Source organism: Mojavia sp., assembly GCF_059505145.1.
In genome coordinates this window covers 88800-110626 of the sequence record NZ_JCACKA010000068.1, presented here as the reverse complement: position 1 = coordinate 110626, position 21827 = coordinate 88800, and the positions used below count along the sequence as shown (strand labels likewise).

At 40.8% G+C, this 21827-nt stretch carries 22 protein-coding genes; 6 read left to right on the top strand and 16 right to left on the bottom strand.

The annotated features are described in order from the left end of the window. Window positions 1–206 precede the first annotated feature (206 nt). Complete coding sequence (locus AC5JL8_RS16565) at window positions 207–422, bottom strand: hypothetical protein (RefSeq protein WP_495880787.1); 216 nt, start codon at window positions 420–422, stop codon at window positions 207–209. A 429-nt stretch (window positions 423–851) separates the two neighbouring features. On the opposite strand from AC5JL8_RS16565, the gene AC5JL8_RS16560 reads away from it, so the two are divergent. The 4 genes from AC5JL8_RS16560 to AC5JL8_RS16545 all read left to right on the top strand — a co-directional run bounded on the left by AC5JL8_RS16560 (window position 852) and on the right by AC5JL8_RS16545 (window position 5724). Further along, window positions 852–1544, top strand: a complete 693-nt coding sequence (locus AC5JL8_RS16560; protein WP_495880786.1) for a hypothetical protein — start codon at window positions 852–854, stop codon at window positions 1542–1544. 96 nt (window positions 1545–1640) lie between these two features. After that, window positions 1641–3485 carry a peptidoglycan D,D-transpeptidase FtsI family protein gene (locus AC5JL8_RS16555; protein ID WP_495880785.1) on the top strand — a complete coding sequence of 615 codons (1845 nt, stop codon included), beginning with the start codon at window positions 1641–1643 and terminating at the stop codon, window positions 3483–3485. A 236-nt stretch (window positions 3486–3721) separates the two neighbouring features. Continuing rightward, entirely contained in the window at window positions 3722–4840 is a 1119-nt protein-coding gene (locus AC5JL8_RS16550; protein ID WP_495880784.1) for an iron-containing redox enzyme family protein, read from the top strand. 188 nt (window positions 4841–5028) lie between these two features. Further along, the gene (locus AC5JL8_RS16545) at window positions 5029–5724 is read left to right on the top strand and encodes a class I SAM-dependent methyltransferase (protein WP_495880783.1); all 696 of its coding nucleotides are present in this window, start codon (window positions 5029–5031) and stop codon (window positions 5722–5724) included. A gap of 187 nt (window positions 5725–5911) precedes the next feature. Here AC5JL8_RS16545 and AC5JL8_RS16540 read toward each other — a convergent pair whose 3' ends face one another. The 5 genes from AC5JL8_RS16540 to AC5JL8_RS16520 all read right to left on the bottom strand — a co-directional run bounded on the left by AC5JL8_RS16540 (window position 5912) and on the right by AC5JL8_RS16520 (window position 9687). Continuing rightward, a complete protein-coding gene (locus AC5JL8_RS16540) occupies window positions 5912–7018 on the bottom strand; it encodes a glutamate-cysteine ligase family protein (protein WP_495880796.1) in 1107 nt (368 codons plus the stop codon). A 530-nt stretch (window positions 7019–7548) separates the two neighbouring features. After that, entirely contained in the window at window positions 7549–7725 is a 177-nt protein-coding gene (locus tag AC5JL8_RS16535; RefSeq protein WP_495880782.1) for a hypothetical protein, read from the bottom strand. A gap of 235 nt (window positions 7726–7960) precedes the next feature. Then, complete coding sequence (locus tag AC5JL8_RS16530) at window positions 7961–8191, bottom strand: DUF1816 domain-containing protein (protein ID WP_495880781.1); 231 nt, start codon at window positions 8189–8191, stop codon at window positions 7961–7963. Between the two features lie 301 nt (window positions 8192–8492). Next, a complete protein-coding gene (urtE, locus tag AC5JL8_RS16525) occupies window positions 8493–9191 on the bottom strand; it encodes an urea ABC transporter ATP-binding subunit UrtE (protein ID WP_495880780.1) in 699 nt (232 codons plus the stop codon). Window positions 9192–9228: 37 nt separating this feature from the next. Continuing rightward, a complete protein-coding gene (locus tag AC5JL8_RS16520; protein WP_495880779.1) occupies window positions 9229–9687 on the bottom strand; it encodes a PIN domain-containing protein in 459 nt (152 codons plus the stop codon). 131 nt (window positions 9688–9818) lie between these two features. Between AC5JL8_RS16520 and AC5JL8_RS16515 the strand changes: the two genes are divergently transcribed. Then, complete coding sequence (locus AC5JL8_RS16515; protein WP_495880778.1) at window positions 9819–10412, top strand: Uma2 family endonuclease; 594 nt, start codon at window positions 9819–9821, stop codon at window positions 10410–10412. Window positions 10413–10466: 54 nt separating this feature from the next. Here the strand turns inward: AC5JL8_RS16515 and urtD are convergent, their stop codons facing one another. The 5 genes from urtD to AC5JL8_RS16490 all read right to left on the bottom strand — a co-directional run bounded on the left by urtD (window position 10467) and on the right by AC5JL8_RS16490 (window position 15433). Further along, window positions 10467–11213, bottom strand: coding sequence for an urea ABC transporter ATP-binding protein UrtD (gene urtD, locus AC5JL8_RS16510; protein WP_495880777.1), 747 nt, complete (start codon window positions 11211–11213; stop codon window positions 10467–10469). After that, window positions 11188–12306, bottom strand: coding sequence for an urea ABC transporter permease subunit UrtC (gene urtC, locus AC5JL8_RS16505; RefSeq protein WP_495880776.1), 1119 nt, complete (start codon window positions 12304–12306; stop codon window positions 11188–11190). The genes urtD and urtC overlap by 26 nt, the downstream gene beginning before the upstream one ends. A 36-nt stretch (window positions 12307–12342) precedes the next feature. After that, window positions 12343–13503 carry an ABC transporter permease subunit gene (locus AC5JL8_RS16500; RefSeq protein WP_495880775.1) on the bottom strand — a complete coding sequence of 387 codons (1161 nt, stop codon included), beginning with the start codon at window positions 13501–13503 and terminating at the stop codon, window positions 12343–12345. Between the two features lie 123 nt (window positions 13504–13626). Then, a complete protein-coding gene (urtA, locus tag AC5JL8_RS16495; protein WP_495880774.1) occupies window positions 13627–14943 on the bottom strand; it encodes an urea ABC transporter substrate-binding protein in 1317 nt (438 codons plus the stop codon). 211 nt (window positions 14944–15154) lie between these two features. Next, entirely contained in the window at window positions 15155–15433 is a 279-nt protein-coding gene (locus AC5JL8_RS16490) for a hypothetical protein (protein WP_495880773.1), read from the bottom strand. 444 nt (window positions 15434–15877) lie between these two features. On the opposite strand from AC5JL8_RS16490, the gene AC5JL8_RS16485 reads away from it, so the two are divergent. Then, complete coding sequence (locus tag AC5JL8_RS16485; protein ID WP_495880772.1) at window positions 15878–16894, top strand: protein kinase domain-containing protein; 1017 nt, start codon at window positions 15878–15880, stop codon at window positions 16892–16894. A 403-nt stretch (window positions 16895–17297) separates the two neighbouring features. Here the strand turns inward: AC5JL8_RS16485 and AC5JL8_RS16480 are convergent, their stop codons facing one another. The 5 genes from AC5JL8_RS16480 to AC5JL8_RS16460 all read right to left on the bottom strand — a co-directional run. Beyond that, window positions 17298–18134, bottom strand: coding sequence for a CheR family methyltransferase (locus tag AC5JL8_RS16480; RefSeq protein WP_495880771.1), 837 nt, complete (start codon window positions 18132–18134; stop codon window positions 17298–17300). Further along, window positions 18134–19207, bottom strand: coding sequence for a protein-glutamate methylesterase/protein-glutamine glutaminase (locus AC5JL8_RS16475; RefSeq protein WP_495880770.1), 1074 nt, complete (start codon window positions 19205–19207; stop codon window positions 18134–18136). The genes AC5JL8_RS16480 and AC5JL8_RS16475 overlap by 1 nt, the downstream gene beginning before the upstream one ends. 11 nt (window positions 19208–19218) lie before the next feature. Next, window positions 19219–20523, bottom strand: coding sequence for a methyl-accepting chemotaxis protein (locus AC5JL8_RS16470; RefSeq protein WP_495880769.1), 1305 nt, complete (start codon window positions 20521–20523; stop codon window positions 19219–19221). Window positions 20524–20543: 20 nt separating this feature from the next. Next, entirely contained in the window at window positions 20544–21008 is a 465-nt protein-coding gene (locus tag AC5JL8_RS16465) for a chemotaxis protein CheW (RefSeq protein ID WP_495880768.1), read from the bottom strand. After that, window positions 21001–21827: chemotaxis protein CheW (locus AC5JL8_RS16460; RefSeq protein WP_495880767.1), on the bottom strand; the 827-nt coding region annotated here is incomplete at its 5' end. The genes AC5JL8_RS16460 and AC5JL8_RS16465, both read right to left, overlap by 8 nt.

Here is a 21827-nt window from a genome sequence, read left to right as displayed (position 1 = left end):
AGGATCACTTAGTGGCGATACTAACCGTCCTCACTAGTGTCCTCTACCTTGCTTTCCTACTTAACCAATCAATATGTAAGTACGCTTTTAGTTTTTATCTAGCTACAAAAGGTACTTATATATTGCCACTTACCTAATTTAAATCAGGTTATATAGAGAAGCAGCACTGTTGCTAACCTGTTTTGGATGTGCTCTAGACTACTATACTAAGGTGTTTTAGTTGGGGTAGCGGTAGGACGAACGGTTGGAGCAGTGGTAGCGGGGGCTTTAGTAGCAGGGGCCCCAGTATCAGCTGGCTCACCTGCTGCTCCTGGGGTAGTGGTTGTGCCGCCTGTACCACCAGGTTGACCACCACCTTCGCAAGCTCCAAGAGTTGCAGCCAGAGTTAACATGATAGCCAAACCAAAAATTTTTGTTTTCATAACTCCTCTTTCACCAATTGTGGCAAGAACAAATTTTCGCCTGAAGAATACGATACCTTATTTACTGCTTTTTTTATTAATACCTTTAGGTACATATTTAAATGTAATACTGTAAAAGAATTTTTTTAAAGTAGATTATTATGCCGCGCCGCTATAATCATTAGTTTCTCTTAACTAAGAAACAAGGTAACTTAATCAATAAAATCTAAGATTCAGTAAATTAGGTAGCAAGTCAAGCTATCATATCCAAAAATTGCCATGTTTTTGCAGACTCTTGCCGCTTGCTACCCAGAGTTGCCATACTTTAAATGCAATGTAACGATTGCTGAACAAAAGATTCATTACTCTATTCACTCACAACTCAGCACTTAGTACTGAGTTTAGTACAGACAACCAATCTAAAATACAGTTTTTCTATCTAAAAAATTTATGGCTGCTCGCAAATCAGCAGTTTTTGCAATGGGTACTTGGTTCCGGCGAGATCCTACCCTATCTTTAGGGAAGAGACGCTCGGCACGTCTACAGTCAGCCGCGCAAAAAGCGTCTACACTCACTGTTGAACCTGCACCACTACCTTCTAAAAGACAACGGCGTTCCCGGAAAAATATATCGGTTTCTGCCAACAATGGAGCGATGATGCCCACCTCGGTGCAGTCAGGGACACAACAAACTATAAATCTCAAAGGGCAGTCAAGTACGGTTCAAAAAAGTCCCAGGTTGGGCTTTCTCCGCCTTCCCGTAATGAGTAGTTCTGAAACCTCGCCTATGTGGTTGCTGCGTTTTTACGCCATACATCGTTTTTCTTCGGTTACGACGTTTGTATTGGTGGCAATGACGCTTGTAGTTTATGGTTGGACGGTTTACTCTCAAGAAATTTGGAGCCAGGGATACCGCAGATTGCAAAGTCTACAACGTTATGAGCGGCAGTTGAAAACAACTAACGCAAGCCTAACCAATAAAATGGCTGAGGAGGCAGAACGGCCAACAACAGGATTATTATCACCTACTCCGGGGAGGACGATTTTCCTGTCTCCAGCATCTCGCAATCCTAATTCAACACCCCCAAAGACAACGCCAAATTCCGAAATCCAGCAGCAAACCACATCGCCACTGGGATATTAGAAATATTAAAGTCAATAATCATCTATCAGTTTTCAGTACACAGGCTGATAACTGATAACTGATAACTGATAACTGATATTGATACTAAGTACGGTAATGCAGAAGTCACCAAGTAGAACAAAATTTAGAAATTTTCGGAATTCAGAATTCATCAGGCGGCGCAAGGGTTCCAAAAGTGGTTTTTTCGGGAAACCTAACTCTCATAGCCAAGAGCAAATTTCTAACTCTAAATCTCGACTGTTCATAGTATGGGGCATATTAATTGCTGCTGGGTTGGGGTTGGCAATCAACTTGTTTCAGTTGCAAATTGTTCGGGGGCCAAAACTCACAGAGAAAGCAAGAAACCAGCAAATGGTGAATTTACGGCCTTTTATGCCCCGTCGCCCAGTGATAGATCGCAACAATAATTTGTTGGCAATTGACCGTCCTGTATATACTGTTTTTGCCCATCCTAAGCTATTTAGCAAGTCTAATGAAGACATGGCACAGCGACTGGCTTCTATATTGGATAAAGACGCTGCTGAGTTAGTGAAAACGTTTGAAAGCAAAAAAAGTGGAATTACACTTGCCGCTACATTACCTGAAGAAACTGCCGATCGCCTAATTGCATTACGTTTAAATGGCTTGGAATTCGTGCAAAAGTACTCGCGTTTTTACCCGCAAGAAGATTTGGCTGCTGATGTGGTAGGTTATGTAAATCTTGACCGTCGTGGTCAGGCAGGTGTGGAATATAGCCAAGAGAAGTTACTCGAACGTTCTGTGCAAACGGTACGCTTAAGTCGGTCGGGTAACGGGGCTTTAATGCCAAATTATGCTCCTGAAGGATTTCTGCATTTTGATGATTTGCAACTGCAATTAACTATCGATAGCCGCCTGCAACGAGTTGCCCGTTCTGCGCTCAAACAACAAATGGAAAAGTTTGAAGCCAAACGTGGGGCGGTAATTGTGATGGATGCGTTTGATGGTTCTTTACTCGCTTTAGTCTCTCAACCCACCTATAATCCTAATCAATACGCCAAAGCTGATATCTCACTATTCAAAAACTGGACTGTAGCAGATCTTTATGAACCGGGATCGACTTTCAAGCCTTTAAATGTGGCGATCGCTCTAGAAAATGGCGTCATTAAAGCAGATGATGTGTTTAATGACCCTGGTTCTATTAAAGTGGCTGACCACATCATTCAAAATGCCCAGCACAAAAGTTACGGGCGGATTAATATTGCTCAAATTCTGCAAAATTCCAGCAATATTGGCATGGTGGAAATAATCAAACGTTTACAGCCTAATGTCTACTACAACTGGCTGGAACGGCTGGGGTTAGGGCAAACCGTTACTACAGATTTACCATTTGAAGTCGGCAGCCGACTCAAAAGTTCTGAAGAATTTATTTCCTCACCAATCGAACCAGCAACTACCTCTTTTGGCCAAGGCTTTTCCCTAACACCGTTACAGCTAGTACAAATGCACGGAGCTTTAGCCAATGGTGGTAAATTAGTAACGCCTCATGTGGTTCGCGGACTGATTGATAGCAAAGGGCAAATGCACTATACGCCTAATCGCTCCATACCACGCCAAATCTTCTCACCTAAAACCACCCAACAGGTAGTAGAAATGATGGGAACTGTAGTCGCGGAAGGCACTGGCAAGGTGGCACAAATTCCGGGATATCGCATTGGTGGTAAAACAGGTACTGCTCAAAAAGCTAGCCCTAATGGTGGCTACATTCCTGGTGCTAGAATCACCAGTTTTATAGCAATTTTACCTGTAGAAACTCCTCGTTATGTTGTTTTGGCAGTGGTAGACGAGCCAAAAGGAGAAAACGCCTATGGTTCTACCGTCGCCGCACCAATTGTGAAATCTGTGATGGAAGCGTTGATTCCTCTTGAACAAATGCCGCCAAGTCAGGTAGTAAATCCAGCACCAGCAGCAACCCCACGTTGAGGGTAAGGGGCAGAGGTGCAGAGGTGCAGAGGTGCAGAGGGGCATAGATGTTCAAAACTCTCACGCCCAGTCTCCATGAACTTAACTTTGCAGACTATAAATTTACTTTGGCTATGCTCCTCTAGAGTTAATATTTCTTTATAACCAAGGGCAGAAGTGCAAAAACATACAAATGTGGAATTTTATGTATTAAAGGTGGAAATCTTTCACACCTTGGCACAGCTACCAAAAATTCCATGCAAAACAATTTAGTTATATTTCCAAACGTGAGGAGTGTGGGGAAGAGTACCCACATAGCCGAAACAACAGCTACTAAATATGACCGTGCTGAACAACAATTTATAGAACTGCTGACAACAGAGAATTTAGACGAGTTACTTGAACAGGAGCCTGCAAAAGCTAGAGAGTTTGAAAGAACGCTCTCGACAGCAATTCTTAATGCTTATCACAACGGTCGTGGTGACGAGCAAGCTCACCGTTTTCTTCAAAGAATACTTTACCGAATTAATCGGTTGAAGTTATTTTGGTATGACGATTTGCGGAACTATACCAATGAGCGATCGCTTTACTTGTATTCATGTCGCAATCAAATCGAAGCTGCTTGGCAAGCTTGGGAACTAGCACAAATCGATGTGCCAGCACTGCAACAACTAGATGTCAAACAAGCACTCATTGAACGCGCATCTGTAGATGTAGATCCACCTTTATCGCCAGATAGCCGCTATATTCGGGAAGAAATGAGTGAAGCTGGCTACCGTCACTTACTAGCGATCGGCTCCTTTGATGGCTTAGTAGAAGGTAGCCGGATGACCTCGATTTTGGGTGGTGCAGCGAATGAAGTGCAGTGTACGCTGGTGCGAGTATTTTTGGAAGAATACGGCAACGGTCGCTTATCTCGCAAGCACTCGACATTTTTTGCCCAAATGTTAGCTGAGTTTGGGATGAACACCGAACCTGAGGGATATTTTGATTTAGTGCCTTGGGAAGTCCTGGCTTGTGATAACCATAACTTCTTGACGACAGAACGTAAGCGCTATTTCCTCCGCTACAGTGGTGCTTTAACTTATTTTGAAGTAGCTGGCCCGGCGGCTTACAGAAATTATCTGACGGCGGCGCAACGACTAGGGTTGTCAGATGCAGCGATGGGTTATTGGGAACTGCACATTAGGGAAGATGAACGCCACGGCCGTTGGATGTTAGATGATGTAGCTTTAGCTTTAGCAGAAAAGTATCCCAATGATGCGTGGGAATTAGTACTTGGATATGACCAAGAGAAACTGATGGGCGATCGCGCGGCGCAAGCTGTTGTGCGCTCAATACGTGAAGTTGAACAAGCTACTTTACCCATCAAATAAATATAGAAATTAAAATTAGCAGGTTCTTCGCTGGCATTTTTAATTTCACATTAATTTCACATTGCTAATTCACCCAGAAGATGAATTCTTTAGTGACAACTGCTGCCTAGAGAAATACTTTCTGCTGCGTTCTTGAAATTATAACTGATTTTTCTCCTTGTTATACATTAAAGTTGAAGTGTACTCACATGAAAGATATCTTTTTTTGTCCTGAAGAATCTAATTTCTATTCCAACTGTTTAGAAAACTTAGTGCTGAGAAATTGTAAAAAATCTGAATCGGTTGTTGAATTTGGTTCGGGAGACGGAACTCCTGTCATCAATTCATTGCTGAGGAACAAATTTGACGGAGTGATCCATGGATTTGAATTAAATACCTCTGCCTGGAAAGCGGCTAATTTAACAATTGATGAATATAATCTTGCTCACAAATATATCATCAATAATTCCTGTTTGTTCAAATCTTCTAAGCCAAAAGCTAAGTATCTCGTAGCAAATCCACCATATTTGCCCGCACCAGATGCAGATATTTATATGCCATTATTATTTGGTGGTATAGATGGAGCTACAGTTACCAACGATCTCTTGTCATTAGGCTATGAAAATGTATTAGTTTTAATTTCTAGCTTTTCTAATCCCAAAAGTACAATTGAGCAGGCAAAAGAAAATGGTTATTGTGTTAACAACTTTGTTGTTTTACCTTTAAAATTTGGTTACTATAGCTCCGAGCCAAAAGTCAAAAAGCATATAGAAGAGTTGCGAAAACACAGCATGGCGTTTTATTCTAACGAATATTACTTTTTAGCAGGAGTTCTATTCAACAAGTGCCAAAATAATCCGATTGATTTATCTAAGGAATTAACTCAGGTAATGACGAGTTTGTAAAATTAACAACTATGTTCAATAGTTAGTTCAGCACAATGGAGTATAAGGCAGGGATAGAATCTAGGACTTAAGCAGTGAAACGAAAAATCATGTTTTTTACAAGGGTTATAGAGGTGTAAATATTCACAACACCTACACCTTTACGTCACTCAATCCCTGACTTCAATTATGGGGTACTACTCAATAACTATTGAATATCTTTATAAGTTTGCTTGAGTGTCTCCTCTATTGAGCCTAAACGTTGGAACGCCTCTATTAGTTCATGAGATTTTGTTTTTCTCTTAGTTAACAACACTTTTAGAGGAGTTAAAAACTTGACATCCGGGTCATCTACTAGAGCAACTTCTACTGCTTGCAAAACCTTTGCTGCATTCACAAAAATATCTTCGTTATCAAAGCCTTCTTTTGCAGAAAGCTGATGTAAACCTGCGTCTGGAACAGTTGCTCTACCTAACAAAGATTTGTCTAACACTAAACCTTTTAACAAGGCTAGCAAAGCTGCATAAATAGAGAAATCATCACAACTATCAAAAGCCTTAAATTCAATACGCCCCACTTCGGCTGGTATGCGCGCTACTTTGGTCAAAGAAGGAACGCTAGGAATTAGTTGTTCTTCTTGTTCTACAAAAACTAGCACAGCAGGTCTTTTACCTGTTCTAACAAACGTTCTTACCGAAAGACCTTCCCACAAGCTGCCATTATAAAAAGGAGAACTATAGCTAAACGGCACAATGTAGGCACTGTAATAAGTCAACTTTCTGCCAATATCAATTAAACTTTCATTAGACAAATCTGCCATAGAAATATTTAAATCTGGCCCGTATGTGACCATATAAATATTGGCAGTGTGTTCATCAGGATAGCTCTGTAACTGTCTAATTTCATAATCATTTAATGGAGGTTTCGGCTCAAATACAGTCTTGTAAGGATTAAAACTAGCCAAGACTGGTGAGAAACCATAATTAGCAGCAACTTCACGTAATAAGCGAAAACTTTCTGACAATTCGTCAATAGCACTTTGAATATCAGAATTTATGGTAGTTCTGATTTCAATACCTTTAGGTAAGCAATCAATTAGCTCTTCAGAGTCAGCAAATCTTTCAAATCCTTCAATATACCATCGTTTTTTCTTAATACCAGCATCACCGACGCGCAGTTGAGGATAGTCGCTAGGATATGTAGGTAGCCTTTCGACGATTTGAGCGAAATTAGCAAATTTTGTCCAAGAAAAATCAGCAAATTTTCCTTCCTTGTTAAGGAAAGCAACTTCATGCTCAATGCCGAAAAAAAACATCATTTATTCCTTAATTATTTGGGGTTAACTTTATCGAACTAATGTCAATTAACATGTGTTCTCGAAAGCAGGAGGCAAAAACCAGGGCATTAAGTTCCGCTACACCAATTTTGAGTGCATGACTTTAGGGATGCGGCTTGAGGTAGAGGCATATCCAGTAGTCAATAGCTGAAAGTATTTTGCAATAGTTAGTGTATCAAATTTGTAGCAAATTGCTTCAATAATTTCCGATAATCTGGGGTTTGCTATTATTCGATCTATGGTTTGCATGGCAGTTTTACACCCAATTTTTAAATCACATACAATAGATTTATTGCAAAGGTTCAAATAATATCAAAAGTAACCGCAGATAAAGATAACAAAAAATTATGTAAAAATTTAATTATTAAACGCTAAATTATAGTAAGGGCACAACAATGTTGTGCCCTTATCATAATATTTTGAGCCAGAAAAAGCGAACAATAAATTGTCCACTTCACACTCGATTTATTCAGACAGAGACTGGAGTAATTCAGAATATCTATCTACCGCTAGAAGCGAATTAGTCCATAATAAGAAGTTGCTGCCAGAAGTAGAATTGTTATAATCCCCAAAGCAATGCTAAGTGAAAATTGCACAGAAGTTTTTTGATTGAGTTCCTGTTTACTTTCGCGTTGCTGAGATGTAGTCGAAACATTTTTGGGATTTGTTGCTTTTTCAGTAGTCATAGTTGTGATAAGTTATGAGCATTTATTACTAAGTTTGCTGCAATTGTCAGAAACTGCATCTGCCTTGAGGACTACTAAAAAAGGTGTAGAAAAAGACTTAAAGTATTGCCGATGACAACGAAATGTTTTTGTCGCTGGTAAATGTTCTAGTACAATTTGTGAGACTCTGCTGAGACTCTCCATGAACCTGAGTTAACAGGTAGTTATTGCTTTTGAGTCAAAAAGTGTCTTGCTATTAGTCCTCAAAAATAGTTAATTCTTTTGGTTGGCACTGCTGAATCTGGAACCGAATTTCCTGAGTTCCTTCCTGTTCTAGATCCTCTATATAAGCAGGTAGGAACGTTTGAGCCTCCTGTGAGTTCATAAAAGGCCCGAAGTAGTAAGTACAGCCAGGATGATTAGTGATAATTTCTACCCACCAAGCAAATTCAAACTGTTCCTGTTTTAAGTTGTCTGTCAATCTCATAGCAGTCTCCGCAAGTTAAAGGTACGAGGCACGACTGATAATACTTTCAGACGATTTCCAGCCAATCAAAAATTTGTTCTAAGTGTGTTCTGGAAAAACAATTTTCAGGTTTAGTTATATTTTCACCTTAGAAAAACTGGCAGGAAAATAAAAGTAGGAGATTTCCCCAATAATAGAAAGTATTCCCGATAGTTTTTGTTAAGAGTAATTAACTTAATAATGATATAGTGCCCAGTTAATTAACCAAACATTGAGCCGATATACAGGCTAAAACCAAAATAATAGCTGAAAATGGTCAAAATCAAACCGCCAAAAACCTTTGAATTACATCCTGGCTGAGTTCATCTGTTGAACCAGAGGCAACAATACCGCCTTTTTGCATGGCGTAATAGTAATCGGCCTGACGGACAAAGTGTAAGTGTTGCTCTACCAACAAAACAGAAATGCCTGTGGTCTCTACGATGCGACGGATTGCGGCTTCAATTTCTAGAATTATTGAGGGTTGAATACCTTCTGTAGGTTCATCTAATACGAGTAATTGAGGTTGTCCCATTAAAGCACGAGCGATCGCCAGTTGTTGCTGCTGTCCTCCACTCAAATCACCACCCATCCGCGAAAGCATCGTTTTCAGGACAGGAAATAAGCTAAAAATTTCTTCTGGAATCTCTGCTTTTTTTGCCTGCTTCTTCCTAGCTTCTAACCCCAACAATAGATTTTCTTTTACTGTTAAACGAGGGATAATCTCTCGCCCTTGAGGAACATAACCAATTCCCAATTTTGCCCTTTGATCAGGAGATTTGGAATTAATTAATTCTCCAGCCAAATTAATAGTGCCGCTACGGGGTTTGAGTAACCCCATAATAGTTTTGAGCAGGGTTGTTTTACCTACACCATTACGTCCAATTAGACAAACCATTTGCCCATTTGGTACGCTCAAATCTACATTGCGAAGAATATGGCTTTCGCCATAGTAAACGTTAAGGTTAGAAATTTTTAGCATCAGGAAATTAATCGTAGATGATAAAGGTATGAAAATCTCAATCTGCAACTGAGTTTTTGTTTCTATGGCAAGGAGCTTTTTTGCCAAGAGCAATTTGAGCAGCATTCGCTAATATTTCAGCAGAACTAGACAATCTTATAGTATTTTTGTGGTCAAAAATATTTTCAATTATGCCTAGCGCATTTACACCTTCTTTGCCATCTAACTTGAAATTCTCATTAGCTTTATCTAGAAGAAGCAGAAAAGTTGAACGCTCCGAACCATGAAGATAATCTTGAATCTTTTTGGCATTATTGAGGTGAGTTGTTAAAGATTTTGTGTATTTATTAATATTAGTATCTTTATGACGACTATACTCTTCAACAGTCACACTAGAAAGCAGTATTTTTAATTTATTTTGCTTAAGGCCAGATAGAATACTCTTCAACAGAGAACGTGATTCTAGTTTTGGAGCTAAATTTAACCAAATACATATATTGAAGAGAATATATTGCATAGTTATATGGAATACTTGAATTTTATTGAACGTTATTATACTAAATATTTCTACATATGTACTTGCTGACTGTTTGGCTAACTGGAATTTATAGTTCATACTTCATAATATACAGATGCTAGCCCAAGCAAATGACCCAAACGACGAAAACACAAAAACTGCTGACTTTTGAGGAGTATCTTGCCTATGATGATGGTACAGACACGCGCTATGAGTTGGTGGATGGAGAATTAGTTGAGATGCCACCAGAAAGTCAGGAAAATAGCAATCTGGCAAGATTTTTATTTGTTGAACTACTAAAACATTTCCCATTTTATTTAGTTGCTCACAAGGATACAGAAATTGAGGTTGCGGGGCGACGGGCGAGATGTCGTTTACCTGACTTAATGGTTCACACAGAAGAATCTTATGCTGCCCTTATCGGTGCTACTCGTGCTACCCTCACCCGTGATATGCCGCCGCCTGCGCTAGTGATTGAAATTGTTTCACCGGGAACGGCGAACCACATTCGTGATTATCGCTACAAGCGGACGGAGTATGCCGCTAGAGAAATATTAGAGTATTGGATTATTGACCCACAGATGCAACAAATTACGATTTGCCAGTGGGTGGAAGGGCAATATGAAGATAAGGTATTTACAGGTGCGGCTTGCATGGAATCAGTGATAATTGCTGATTGGGCATTAACAGTAGAACAGGTATTTAACAGCGCAAATCGATCATAATTACCAAGCAAATAGAAAGTGCGTTAGCGCAGCTTAACGAAATTAACACGTTTTTCATTCTTGTTGTTGTCCTAAATATACTTCAATAACGCGGGGGTCATTTTGAACTTCCTCAAAATTACCTTCGCACAGTACCGAACCTTCATGTAACACCGTTACTTTCCGGGCGATTTGACGCACGAATTCCATATCATGTTCAATTACTAAAATTGAATGGCTCTGTGCTAGTGCTAAAAGTAATTCGCCGATGTTGTAGGTTTCCTCATCTGTTAAACCCGCCACTGGTTCATCAACAAGTAATAAATCAGGGGACTGTGCTACTAACATTCCAATTTCTAAACGTTGCTTTTCTCCGTGGGACAGCAAACCTGCTGGAATGTCTGCTTTAGGAGTTAAACCGATAGTTTCTAATAGCCCTTTAATACTATTTTTTTCAGCAGTTTGGGGACGCCCAAACAAAGTAGAAAAGACGTTTTTATTATGATTGCTGGTAATTTCTAGATTTTCACGGGGCGTTAGATTCAGATAAATTCGGGGTGTTTGAAACTTGCGTCCAATTCCTAACCGCGCAATTTTATATTCAGCTAAAGAACGCAAGTTTTTACCTTTAAATAAAACTCGCCCAACAGTTGGTTGTACTTTACCTGTAATCACATCAAGAAACGTTGTCTTGCCCGCACCGTTGGGGCCAATTACTACCCGCAACTCACCCGCATCCATACTAAAGTTCAGCTGGTTTAGTGCTTTAAAACCGTCAAAATTAACAGTTACGTTTTCAGTTTCCAATATTTTGGCGTTCATGTTGCACTTCGGCGTCTTCTTCCAAGGTGGGATATGTCGCAATCTGTTGACGACGTTTTAAAAGTGAAATGTTTTGATTCCGCGACCATCCTACTATGCCATCAGGAAGTACTGTAACCACGCTTAAAAAGAGTGCGCCTTGGAAAAATAACCAAATATCGGCAAATTTTTCACTTAAAAGGACGCGGGCATAGTTGACTAATAAAGTTCCCACAACTGCCCCAATTAATGTAGAACGTCCTCCCACTGCTACCCAAATCACCATTTCAATCGAAAAGGCAATATCCATTGCTCTAGGTGATACAGAACCATTTTGTAAGGTGTAGAATGCTCCTGCGATGCCTGCGATCGCACCGGAAACTGCAAAAACTAATGTTTTAAAATCTGTAGGATCATAGCCAGAAAATCTTACCCGGCTTTCATCATCACGAATAGCTATTAACAATCTGCCAAAGCGTCCACTTGTCAACCAGCGACAAACACCGTAGGTAGCTGCGAGAAATAATACCGTCAAAATGTAGAAAATAAATTGTGTTTTTGTATCGCTGACCGTTGCCCCAAACAAAGTTGTAAAATCTATCAGTCCATTCGTACCGTTGAAAAATTGTTGTTGACCGTTAAAAAAATTGAAAAATACAATAACTGCGGCTTGAGTCAAGATAGAAAAATAAACACCTTTTAGGCGATTGCGAAATACTAAATATCCCAACAATCCCGCTAATAACCCTGGAATCATTACCACAGCAGCTACAGCCACCGGAAAGGAATAGAAAGGTTGCCAAAACCAGGGAAGTTCCGTTACACCATAAAGCCCCATGAAATCAGGTAACTCGCCAGTAGGGACTTGCAGCTTCAGGTACATTGCGATCGCATATCCGCCCAAACCAAAGAAAATGCCATGTCCCAAACTCAATAAGCCAGTGTAACCCCAAATCAAATCAATACCCAAAGCCACAATTGCCAGTGACAAAAACCTACCCAACAAATTCAACCGAAATTGTGAAAGCACCACTGGCATAATCAATATGAGGATGAGTGCGATCGCCACCACCACCCCGGCCTCAAATATTAACCCTCCTCTCTTCTTCCTCATTCTTTCTTCGTGCCCTTCGCGTCTTCGTGGTTCGTTTTAAACATCAACAGTACGACCTTTTTGCGGAAAAATACCCCCAGGCTTCCACTGTAAAAACACAATAATCAACGCAAATACCATTACCTTCGCCATACTCGTCGTAGCAAAAAAAGTAAATAAATTTGCCAAAGGTTTAACAGGATTCAACAGTGAAGCCAAAGTACCAGAACCAATTAAAAAATTAGCTGTACCAATTCCCAAAGCTGCGACAATAGTACCTGCTAAATTGCCCACACCCCCGACAACTACCACCATAAAAGTATCGATAATATAATTTTGTCCGGTATTTGGCCCGACAGAACCGAGTAAACTAATGGCACACCCAGCCACACCAGCTAAACCAGAGCCCAGTGCAAAAGTAATCGCATCAACTTTTTGAGTAGGGATACCTAAACAAGCACTCATGCTACGATTTTGCGTAACAGATCGAATCCTTAATCCCCAATTAGAACGTTGTAAAAAAAGATAAATTCCAGCTACACAAATTATTGTTAAAGCAATAATAAATAATCTTGCAAAAGGTAACTGCACACCGCCTAAAGATATTCCAGCTTGTAACCAAGTAGGCGCTGTTACATCCACATTTTGAGCGCCAAACCAAGGTTGAGTTACTGCTTGCTGATAAATTTGACTCAATAAATTGCACGTTGTTATTGTTATCCCCAGCGATAGCAACAACATCACCCCCACAACCCAGTTACGGATTCTTTCTAAATTCCTGCGGGAATTTAAAATCCACAAACCGCCAAAAAACAATAGCGAAAACAAAGCTATGCCAATTACTAATACCCAATTCACACTGCGGACAAACTGCTGAAAAATTAAACTGACTCCCCAAGTTGCTAGTAAAGTTTCTAGGGGTCGTCCATAGAGATAACGAATCACACCTTTTTCTAAAATTAATCCCACACCAGCGGTAAAAATAAAAGCGATAATTAAAGCCAAAAATATATAAAATTCAAACCACAGTCCACCCAATTGTTTACAGCCATTTTGAACAACAAATGTTGTATAAGCACCGAACATCATCAACTCACCATGCGCCATATTAATGACGCCCATCAATCCAAATATAATGGCTAGTCCCAAGGCGGCAATTAATAATACAGCGCCAATACTAATACCATTAAATACAGCTTCTAAAAAACCTGTAAACACTTTTTTAGTAATCCGTTTTGATTTTTGAAATTATTTACGTAGGTGGGGAGTGGGGAGATGAGGAGAATAACTCCTAACTCTTAACTCAGCATTCTCAACGCCCCATGCCCCATGCCCTATGCCCTAAACTTTTTTGTACTTACCACCTTTAGCTGGATCAGACCAATCACAAGCAAATCCCTTAGTCTCTTTCACAAACTGATTCCAGGGAACTGGCTCAACTGGTGCAGGAGTGGCATAGACAATATTAAACAAACCATCGTCTCTTACTTGACCAATTCGTACAACTTTGGATATGTGATGATTCTCATCTACTGTCACTTTTCCTTCAGGTGCGTCTATGGTTTGACCGTAGGCCGCAGCACGTACTTTAGCTAAGTCGGTAGCGCCAGCTTTTTCTACTGCTTGCTTCCACAAATAAACTGCGATATATGCCGCTTCCATTGGGTCATTTGTTACGCGATTTTCACCGTACTCTTTCTTGAAAGCTGCAACAAACTTTTTGTTAGCAGGTGTGTCTACTGTTTGGAAGTAGTTCCAAGCAGCATAGTGACCTTTGAGATACTCTACACCAATGGCTTTGACTTCTTCTTCAGCAATACTTACAGACATGGAGGGATATTTTTCTGGTGTCAATCCAGCCCCTTTCAATTGCTTGAAGAAAGCGACATTACTATCACCATTTAAGGTGTTGTAAATTACCCCGCCGTTTGGCAAATTTTGCTTAATTTTAGTAATGATAGGTGTAACTTCTGTATTGCCTAATGGTAAGTAATCTTCACCAACTGTTTTTCCACCTAATGCCTCTAATTGAGCTTTAATAATTGTGTTGGCAGTACGCGGGAAAACATAGTCAGAGCCAACTAAGAAGAATTCTTTACCCTTATTTTTTAACAGCCAATCAACAGATGGTTCAATTTGTTGATTTGGGGCAGCGCCAGTGTAGAAAATATTTTTGGAACATTCTTGACCTTCATACTGCACTGGATACCAGAGCATATGATCTTTGCTCTCAAATACTGGCTTAACATTCTTGCGGCTAGCAGAAGTCCAACAGCCAAAAACTACAGCAACTTTATCTTGATCAATTAGCTTGTTGGCTTTTTCTCTAAAAGTATCCCAATTAGAAGCACCATCTTCTACAATTGCTTCAATTTGTTTACCTAAAACACCACCATTAGCGTTAATTTCTTTGATTGCTAATCTTTCTGCATCAACAACGCTTTTTTCACTAATCGCCATTGTGCCGCTGAGAGAATGCAAAATTCCTACTTTGATGGTGTTACCAGTAGCAGCGGCGACAGGAGAAGCAATAGGAGAGGCCTCTGGACTATTAGTAGCGGTTGGTGAATTATTCGTACAAGCCTTCAGAAAAATGCTGCTTCCAAAGGTTAAAGAGCCGTAAATTAAAAAATTGCGTCGATTAAACCGTCTACTCATCTGTTTATTAATTTTCCTTTTGATGAATCAGCTAACTTATAGAAAGCTGACAATATCAACCTTTAAATTGTGATATTAGTTCGATATTTAACTATGAAAAAGTTGTCATTTATACAAAATGCTTTTTTTGCATAGAAAAAAATTGATTTTTTCATCAATGAATTAATTAAACTTAATAAATAAAATAGTTATTTTAATGTTATGAGACAGCCTAAGCAATAATCGGTGTTGCTGAATCAGTGTATAAGGGACTTCTAAGTAAAAAATATCCCATCGCTGCGGGAGCAGGAGAGAAGTGACGGGTACGCAGGGGTTTCACGCCACTACCCTGCCTTAAGCCCTTTGGGTGACGCTCCTTCGTCGCTAACGCTGACGCTAACGCAGTCGCCCCTTCGGGGTTCGTCAGTCGCTCATGGGGAGTCACTGCGTTATGGGGGTTCCCCCCGTTGTAGCAAGTGGCGTGGAAACCCCCAAGACCACGCTGACTCACCTGCTCCGGGAAACCCTACCAAGAGCGCTGTCTCACCACCCTCCGGGTGTCTACAAGCCGGGGAACCCGTCCAATGGGGTGGCTCCCCAAGTGGAGCAACTTCGGAGAGCAGGGGAGGCAAAATTTGATACTCGTATTAGATGCAAGGATTGGATAATTTAATTTTTGCAGTTCCCTAAAAATGTTTTCTCACCTTTTTTGGAAAAGTTTGAGAAGGCTGTGAAGTAAAACATAGTGCTTATATAAAAGATTAAATTTTAATTCAAATTAACAAACAATACTTTAAGTATCTAAATTAATGCTTTTTAGTGTTTTCGTGACACTTGGGTGCCGCAGAGCAACTTCCGTCTCTATAAAGCCTTGAAAACTAAGGTATAGGTAATCCGTTTCCTAATCTATAGTGTGACTCAACAACAATATACTAGTAGATGGTAAACATATATTATGATTCAGAACGGGACAGTAATCAGAGGACATTACCAAATTCAAGAACGGCTCGGAAGTGGAGGATTTGGTATTACTTACTTGGCTATTGATATAGACCGGCCAAGCCATTGTAAATTTGTAGTCAAACAACTTAGTTTGCGAAATAATGACTTTAATACTCTGCCATTCGCCAGAGAGTTATTTGAAAGGGAAGCAAAAGTTTTAGAACGGCTCGGTAAAAAAAATGATCAAATTCCCGAACTACTCGCATACTTTGAAGAAAATGAGGAGTTCTATTTAGTTCAGGAATTCGTAGATGGAAAAGATTTAAGGTCTGAAATTATTCCAGGCCAGCCGTTACCCGAAGACAATGTGGTTGTTCTATTGCAGGATATTCTAAAAGTCTTAGAGTTTGTGCATCAAGAAAATGTAATTCACCGAGATATAAAGCCCTCGAATTTAATCAGGCGATACTCGGATGAGAAAATTGTACTAATTGATTTTGGGGCTGTTAAGGAAATTAGCACTCTAGAAATTAATGCAGATAACCCATCAAGCCTAACGCATAATGTAGGCACTCCTGGTTATACGCCTATTGAACAAGAACGAGGTCATCCCAAATTATCTAGTGATATTTATGCTGTTGGAATACTGGGCATTCAAGCCCTGACCGGCTTGATTCCAAGGAATTTAGAAAAAAACTTTTCAGGGGAAATTATATGGCGCAAACACGCGCCAAAGGTAACTAATGCTCTGGCTTCGGTGTTAGACAAAATGGTATGCCCAAGTTTTGAGAACCGTTATGAGTCAGCTACAGCAGCCTTGACAGCCTTTACTCAAGCAGATCAAGTTTCACCAACTAGACCACCAACTCAATTAGCTGGTTATCTTTCTAATACACAATATGCATATAGATATCCCTTAATAACAAACCTTGTTTTATGTCTATCATTATCCTTCACAGGAACTTATGTATTTCAAATTATTCAAAAGATAATTATAGATAAAACTTACCAAAATTCTAATGAAGCTTAAATTGATGTCAAGGATGTTTGTAATAGTAATATTATTTATCAAAATATCCCGGGAGTCAAAAAAATTGGCGTAGAAAATGTTGAGAAAATAAGACCAAATTATGAGGAGGAATATAAAGATGTTTGGCCTGTTTTTCGCTGGGTTTGCTTATACAAACTAAAACCAACGTCAAAGGTTCATCAGTTTGAAGTCCCTCTTATTGATAAGAATCAAATAAAACGAGTTGGCATGGACTTGGATGCTTATTGCAAAATGAAATACCCAGATAAAGTTAAACCTAGCCATCATGACTACAATAACCGTAACTCATTAAAATGCACCCGCCCTCACCCACAATAAATTTGTTCACAAATATAACAGAGACTAATAAATATAGGTAATAAATGTAACTTGCAATGTTTAATTAAGCATTGTGCAATCGATAGCAAGTAGCTTTATTAAATGAAACACGCTCAAAGGATTCATCCAGGTTGATGGTTGTTTCACCGCTACCAAGAAACAAGTAGCCATCTGGTCTTAATTGCTGTCTGACTTTTTTAAGTAAGGATTTTTTGGTGGCTATATCAAAGTAGATTAAAACATTGCGTAAAAATATGACATCGAATTCGGGGAGGGATGACCAAGATTGCAAGAGATTGATCTGACGAAACTCAACCATTTGGCGGATTTGGTTGTTAATTTGCCAGTCACTATCTAGCTTTTGAAAGTATTTATCGCGGAGAGTGTTAGGCAGCCCACGCCTGATTTCTAGCTGGTTATAACGCCCTTCACGGGCACGTTCTAATACCTTGCTGGAAAAATCGCTAGCAATTAGTTTGACTGACCAATTAGCAAGCATGGGAAAATTTTCACGAATGAGCATGGCGATGCTATAGGGTTCCTGTCCATTGGAACAGGCAGCACACCAAATATTTAGCGATCGCTCAACTGACCGTGTTTTCACTAATTCTGGCAGTAAAAATTGTTTCAGCACTTCAAAGGGTTGAGTATCGCGGAAGAACGAGGTTTCGTTAGTGACTAGCGCCTCAATTGTCTGGACGTGAAGACTGCTGAACGGCTGAATTCGCAAATGTTTTACCAACTCGCTAATTGAAGCAAATCCTGCTGATTCTGCAATTGGCTGCAAATATAGCTCTGCCAGATAAGTTTTATCGCCATGCAACACAACCGCTGAATGCTCATAAACTAATTGACGAAGATACTTAAAATCAATGGTGTTAACACCCATAGTCTGCTTCATTACAGACCTGAAATAGGAACACGATTGGGACGGATGCGGCGCATAATTTCACCTGACATTTGCTCAAGCGGCACAATTTGATCGGCAAGTCCAGCATTCACGACAAAGCTAGGCATTCCCCACACTACGCTACTAGTTTTGTCTTGTGCAAGTACCTGTCCGCCAGCCTCACGAATGCATTGACAGCCATGTAACCCATCTTGTCCCATACCCGTTAGTATAACCGCGATCGCTCCCGCACCATAGACTTGTGCAACCGAGCGGAACAGTACATCTACTGAAGGGCGACAGGAATTTTCTGGGGGTGCTTGATGGGTGGCAAGTCGAACTACATCTTGGTCACGTTGCACAACCATGTGAAAATCTCCTGGTGCAATCCAGGCGTGTCCAGGTTCTAGTACTACTCCTGGAACTGCTTCATCCACTGGAAATTGACACTTAGATGACAAACGTTCAGCTAATAGTTTCGTAAACATCGGTGGCATATGTTGCACAATCAGGATGGGAACTGATAAATTGGCTGGCAAATCAGGAAGCATACTAGCAAGGGCATTGGGCCCCCCTGTAGAAACCCCAATTGCGACAACATCCACTTGCTCTATCCTGGCACGCAGGGGAGGAACAACTGGATGGCTAATTGCGGTTGGCATTGACAATAAAGGAGCTTTTGCACTAAATACCTTGATTTTTGGGATTAATTCCTCACGAATATGTTGGTGTGTTGCCTCCACACTCCCTAAGTTACTGGGTTTTGTTGCATAATCTGAAGCACCTAAAGAGAGAGCTTCCAGCGTAGCACTAGCCCCGATGCGTGTGGAGGTACTGAACATGATTACCGGCAAGTTTGGATAAATTTGTCGGATAGCAGCAAGGGTTTGTAAACCATTCATCTCCGGCATCTCAATATCCAGGATGACGACATCAGGATTGACACGAGGAATCTTGGCCAGGGCAATGCGACCATTGGCTGCAACTCCTACTACCTCTAGTTCTGGATCGCTAGAGAGAATTTTACTGACTCGACTCCGAACTACTACTGCGTCATCCACGACGAGTACCCGGATCTTTGGCATAGGTATAAAAACTAATATTTGAACTGGTTGACGACTTTCTGCAAATCTACTGCCATGCGCGCTAACTCTGTGGCTGCCTGTGATGTATTACTGGCTGCACTTGTCGTATTTTGAGCATTGAGCGCCACCATCCCGATATTTTTGGCAATATCTGATGTTCCTATGGCTGCCTCAGTGATATTGCGAGCGATTTCATCTGTGGTTGCTGTTTGCTCCTCAACGGCACTAGCGATCGTACTTTGGAGGTCGTTTATTTGATTGATGATGTCAGTAATTTGAGTGATGGCTTGAACTGCACCTTTGGTATCGCTCTGAATCGCTTCAATTCGCTGACTAATATCTTCGGTGGCATTCGCCGTTTGTTTAGCTAATTCCTTCACCTCGTTGGCGACTACGGCAAATCCCCTACCTGCATCGCCGGCTCTTGCGGCCTCAATTGTAGCATTAAGGGCCAGCAAGTTTGTTTGTTGCGCGATTGAAGTAATAACTTTGATGACTTTGCCAATCTCAATGCTGCTTTGACCGAGTTTATCAATTGTCTGGTTGGTGCGATCGGCGGTTCTAACTGCTTCGGTTGCAACTTTCGCTCCTTGAGCGACAGTCTTAGCAATTTCTCGAATGCTAGCATTCATTTCTTCCACCGCAATTACAACTGTAGCGGTGTTTTGATTCACCTGTTCGGCTGAAGCAGATGCGGATGTTGCCTGTTCAGCGGTTTGTTTGGCGTTTTCGGTCATTTCTTTGCTCACCGCGGTCAGTTCTTCTGATGAAGATGCAACCGCCTCTGAAACTTCTGCCATTTGTCTAATTGAAGACTTCAATCTGCTAATCATTTGATTAGCATTATCACTAAGTTGCTTGAATTCGCCAGCGTTGCGTGCCTTGATTTGCTTGGATAAATTTCCTTGGGCAACGGCAAGGGTGACTTCATTGATATTTTTTATTTGCTGTGAGAGGTTCTTAGACATTTCGTTCAAGTTGTCGAGTAATTCTTTCCAAGAACCTTCTGCTCCTTTGACAACAGCTTGAGAACCAAGTTTTCCTTCTTTACCAATTTCAGAAGCCACGCGAGTAACTTCGTTAGCAAAGCTTTGGTTCAAACTCACCCATTCATTAAAAACCGAGGCTATTTCACCCAACCCATTGTCCTCCACGGGTAAACGGACGGTAAAATCACCGTTTTTTGCTGCATTCAGTGCTGCTAGTAATGGTTGCAGTTGCACATCTGTGGTGTGGTGATTAGTCTCTATGGCATCTGCACTATTTTCTGTGGGAGATTTAGAGTTGGCTGTTTTTCCCGCCCGATTTGTAGCCATTGCAAAGCTTTCCTCAATTCTTAAATAAGATGACTTTTAAAATTAACTTCTAAAATCTTTTCGGTGTCTAGAACTAGCAAAAATCCCTCAGCAAGTGGGTAAGCTCCCGCTAGCATCTGACGCATTCTACCTTTTAATGTCGCAGGTGGCGGTTGAAACGTCGCACTCGTCAACTCTAAAACGTCTCCAACTTCATCCACGAGTAGGCTGACTACTTCATCGTGAGAACATACAACGATATTAAACCCCTGTGGTTCATCTACTAGGTGAGTGTTTGATCGGATTGCCGACTCGCCCATCTCTAATCTTTGCTGCAAATCAATTACAGGAATAATTTGCCCCCGGAGGTTGATTAATCCACAGACATCAGGTGGTGCTAAAGGTACATGAGTCATGGTTTGTGGGCGAATCACTTCTTGAACGTGCTGCACGTTCAAACCAAAGTAAATGCCGTTGAGGAAAAAAGTGCAAAGTTGTTCAGCCATGATCAGCTACTTGCAGTAAATGGGGGTTGGCAATCCTAATCACTGTCTCAATGTCCAGGATTTCTGTAATTTGACCTTGAATGACAGTACAGAAAAGCACGCCTGACCTACTGGGAATACCTTTAATCGTCAATGGCTCCTCGACAATATCGAGAATGCGATCAACTACTAGCCCAACGCTGAGTTCTGGGTAGGGAGAGACAATCACTATCGAAAGCGTTTCTGCTACTGTTGCCAAAGCTTGATCATCGAGATGATTTTGAGGGCGATCGCTAAATACTCTGTGAAGCTCAATCAATGGCAAAATTCTACCGTAAGACTGCACGATGTACTGATTACCAACTTTTTCTACAGCAGAAGCGGGAATTTCTTCTAGTCGAGTTGCGATCGCCACTGGAATACCCATACGTGCGCCTTGGGGCCCTTGAATCAATAAAATCATTTGGCGATCGCTTGCTTGTTCTTGGCTGTTTGCAGCTATTGCACTTGCCAACTGTTTTTGTTTTGCACTCACACCAGCCTGCTTTGCCAAACCACTCACATCAATAATCAATGCGACTTTGCCATCTCCCAAGATTGTGGCTCCGGCAAATAGAGATACCATCTTCAACTGCTTTCCCAGAGATTTCACGACAATATCTTGGGTGTCTTCAATTATGTCTACGACTAGCCCAAATTGATAGTTATCAACTTGCACAATGACTAAACTGAGTGCTGAGGAGCCACTGCGGTCTTGGGGTCTCCCCAAGTGGAGCAAGTGGCGTTGCTGAGGAGCCACTGCGGTCTTGGGGTCTCCCCAAGTGGAGCAAGTGGCGTTGC

Excerpts from the sequence above, each read along its gene's own strand:
- AC5JL8_RS16565 (WP_495880787.1), bottom strand. The coding sequence starts at position 422 with ATGAAAACAAAAATTTTTGGTTTGGCTATCATGTTAACTCTGGCTGCA.
- AC5JL8_RS16560 (WP_495880786.1), top strand. The coding sequence starts at position 852 with ATGGCTGCTCGCAAATCAGCAGTTTTTGCAATGGGTACTTGGTTCCGG.
- AC5JL8_RS16555 (WP_495880785.1), top strand. The coding sequence starts at position 1,641 with ATGCAGAAGTCACCAAGTAGAACAAAATTTAGAAATTTTCGGAATTCA.
- AC5JL8_RS16550 (WP_495880784.1), top strand. The coding sequence starts at position 3,722 with ATGCAAAACAATTTAGTTATATTTCCAAACGTGAGGAGTGTGGGGAAG.
- AC5JL8_RS16545 (WP_495880783.1), top strand. The coding sequence starts at position 5,029 with ATGAAAGATATCTTTTTTTGTCCTGAAGAATCTAATTTCTATTCCAAC.
- AC5JL8_RS16540 (WP_495880796.1), bottom strand. The coding sequence starts at position 7,018 with ATGTTTTTTTTCGGCATTGAGCATGAAGTTGCTTTCCTTAACAAGGAA.
- AC5JL8_RS16535 (WP_495880782.1), bottom strand. The coding sequence starts at position 7,725 with ATGACTACTGAAAAAGCAACAAATCCCAAAAATGTTTCGACTACATCT.
- AC5JL8_RS16530 (WP_495880781.1), bottom strand. The coding sequence starts at position 8,191 with ATGAGATTGACAGACAACTTAAAACAGGAACAGTTTGAATTTGCTTGG.
- urtE (WP_495880780.1), bottom strand. The coding sequence starts at position 9,191 with ATGCTAAAAATTTCTAACCTTAACGTTTACTATGGCGAAAGCCATATT.
- AC5JL8_RS16520 (WP_495880779.1), bottom strand. The coding sequence starts at position 9,687 with ATGCAATATATTCTCTTCAATATATGTATTTGGTTAAATTTAGCTCCA.
- AC5JL8_RS16515 (WP_495880778.1), top strand. The coding sequence starts at position 9,819 with ATGACCCAAACGACGAAAACACAAAAACTGCTGACTTTTGAGGAGTAT.
- urtD (WP_495880777.1), bottom strand. The coding sequence starts at position 11,213 with ATGAACGCCAAAATATTGGAAACTGAAAACGTAACTGTTAATTTTGAC.
- urtC (WP_495880776.1), bottom strand. The coding sequence starts at position 12,306 with ATGAGGAAGAAGAGAGGAGGGTTAATATTTGAGGCCGGGGTGGTGGTG.
- urtA (WP_495880774.1), bottom strand. The coding sequence starts at position 14,943 with ATGAGTAGACGGTTTAATCGACGCAATTTTTTAATTTACGGCTCTTTA.
- AC5JL8_RS16485 (WP_495880772.1), top strand. The coding sequence starts at position 15,878 with ATGATTCAGAACGGGACAGTAATCAGAGGACATTACCAAATTCAAGAA.
- AC5JL8_RS16480 (WP_495880771.1), bottom strand. The coding sequence starts at position 18,134 with ATGAAGCAGACTATGGGTGTTAACACCATTGATTTTAAGTATCTTCGT.
- AC5JL8_RS16475 (WP_495880770.1), bottom strand. The coding sequence starts at position 19,207 with ATGCCAAAGATCCGGGTACTCGTCGTGGATGACGCAGTAGTAGTTCGG.
- AC5JL8_RS16470 (WP_495880769.1), bottom strand. The coding sequence starts at position 20,523 with ATGGCTACAAATCGGGCGGGAAAAACAGCCAACTCTAAATCTCCCACA.
- AC5JL8_RS16465 (WP_495880768.1), bottom strand. The coding sequence starts at position 21,008 with ATGGCTGAACAACTTTGCACTTTTTTCCTCAACGGCATTTACTTTGGT.